Raw genomic sequence first — 364 nt, 5'->3', positions numbered from 1 at the left:
AGACCGATGATGCGCCCTTGAAAAAGAAAGTGTTTCGAAGAAGGATTAAAACCGTGATTCAGAACATCATTACTTTGGCATCCAAAATGGTCAAACACGCAAGACAAGTGTCTTTGAAGTTCGGAAACCATAGTCCTTGGTTTAAGACATTTAAACAAATCTATATCTCATTCTCAACCTAAATAGTGCAAGTGAATGAACTAGGAACGGCCTGCAAAAAAATGGAAATATTGCAGGTTTATTAAGCAACCCTAAAAAAATGTATTTATACAAAATTTTTATGAAAAAGTACATTCTTGATTACTTCCATAAAGTTACAGTATTTTAATTACTCATGTCACGGATTCAGGATAATATTAGACAG

General features: G+C 33.2%; 1 pseudogene. It reads left to right on the top strand.

The annotated features are described in order from the left end of the window. A pseudogene (locus tag RYX56_RS21495) lies at positions 1 to 182 on the top strand (IS1380 family transposase); the annotation flags it as partial. Positions 183 to 364: the final 182 nt, after the last annotated feature.

The organism is Alkalihalophilus lindianensis (genome assembly GCF_032843265.1).
GTDB classification, from domain to species: domain Bacteria; phylum Bacillota; class Bacilli; order Bacillales; family Bacillaceae_D; genus Alkalihalophilus; species Alkalihalophilus lindianensis.
The sequence above is the reverse complement of the archived record's forward strand: the minus strand, read 5'-3'. Positions and strand labels throughout refer to the sequence as shown.